General features: G+C 74.3%; 1 protein-coding gene. It reads right to left on the bottom strand.

The annotated features are described in order from the left end of the window. Positions 1-67 precede the first annotated feature (67 nt). The gene (locus AC2W7A_RS12265; protein ID WP_485991589.1) at positions 68-1,345 is read right to left on the bottom strand and encodes a methyltransferase domain-containing protein; all 1,278 of its coding nucleotides are present in this window, start codon (positions 1,343-1,345) and stop codon (positions 68-70) included. Between the last annotated feature and the right edge of the window lie 198 nt (positions 1,346-1,543).

Here is a 1,543-nt window from a genome sequence, read left to right as displayed (position 1 = left end):
CCCGGCGGGCGACGGCTGAGCGCCGCCTCACGCCGGCAGGGCGCAGGGCGCCGGTCCGTCCGTCCGCTCAGCCCCGGTGCAGCAGCACGAGCGTCTCGGCGTGGGCGGTCTGCGGGAACATGTCGAACACCCGGGCGCGGGCGAGCCGGTAGGACGGCATCCGTTCCAGGTCCTGCGCGAGGGTCCTGGCGTTGCAGCTCGAGTAGAGCACCAGCGGGACCGCGGAGGCCTCGAGCGCGGCGGTGAGCTCGGCGCCGATCCCGCGCCGGGGCGGGTTCACCACCACGAGGTCGGGCGCCTCGGCCGGAGGGGCTGAGCCGTCTGCGGCGGCAGTCGCGGGGCCGGCCGCCGAACTCGACGCTTTCCCGAACCAACGTGCCCCGGAACGCGACGGTTTCCCGAACGACAGCGCCTGGGTGGCGTCGCCGGAGTCGAACCGCACACGGTCGTCCAGTCCGAGCTCCCGGGCGGTCACGCGTGCCGCGGCGATCGCCTCGACGGATACCTCCTGCCCCCACACCTGCCGGTCCTCGCCCGCCAGGTGGAACGCGAATCCGCCGACCCCGCAGTACAGGTCCCAGACGCGGTGCACGTCCATCGGGAGGTCCGCGGCGGCCTCGTCCGCCCATGCCGCGGCTGCGGCGTAGAGGGCGGAGGTCACCGCGGTGTTGGTCTGGAAGAACCCCTGCGGGCGCAGCCGCAGCCCGATCCCGTTGACGCGCATCGTCAGCGTCTGCCCGCCGGCGAGGTGGATCTCCTCCTCGCCCTCGGGCAGCGCCACGTGCCGCGGCAGCAGATTCGCCGTCACAACGACGGCCGGGACGCCTTGCGCCGCCAGCTCGCCGCGCAGCGTGGGGACGTCGGCGCGCAACGCCTCCAGCTGCGTCTGGGAACGCAGGACGAACCGCACCATGCACTCGGCGTCCGGGGAGAGGGTGACGATCACGTTCTTCAGCTCGCCGGTGCGGGCGGAGACGTCGTAGGGCGTCAGGCCGGCACGGGCGATGCACCTCGCCACGGCGTCGGACACGGTCTGCATGCCGGGCTCGTAGAGGCCGCAGTCGCGCAGGTCGTACCCCGTGCCGTCATGGTGCTTCGGATGCTGGCCCGGGTCCAGGATGCCGAGCCGCGGCTCGGCGGCCGTGCCGGTGACCACGAGCTTGGCCTTGTTCCGGAAGCCGGACTCGGCCGAGGCGAACGGCGCCTCCCACCGCGTGTCCGCGTGCGTGTGCGCCGCGAGCAGCCCGCGGACCTCCGCGTCCGCCCGGGCCAGCTGGTCCGCGTAGGGCACGCCCATCAGGGCGCAGGAGCGGCATCGGCCGGCGTCGAAGTGGGGGCACTGCATGGGGCTCCGATCCCTGTCGTTCGGTGGGCGGTCGGGGGCGGTCCGTGGCGGGGGCGGACGGTCAGCGCGGCGGGCGGTCAGTACTCCGTGGCGGCGCGCAGGTCCGGGCGGTCGAGGCGGTCGGAAGGACCCGCTGCTGGCCCCGATGTACCCGCAGGACGACTGGGAGGGTGCCGAGGAGCGCCTGCGCATGTTCCT

It is taken from the genome of Micrococcus sp. LASM2_SD2 (assembly GCF_057364565.1).
Note: the sequence above shows the minus strand (reverse complement) of the source record. Positions and strands in the feature narration are given on the sequence as shown.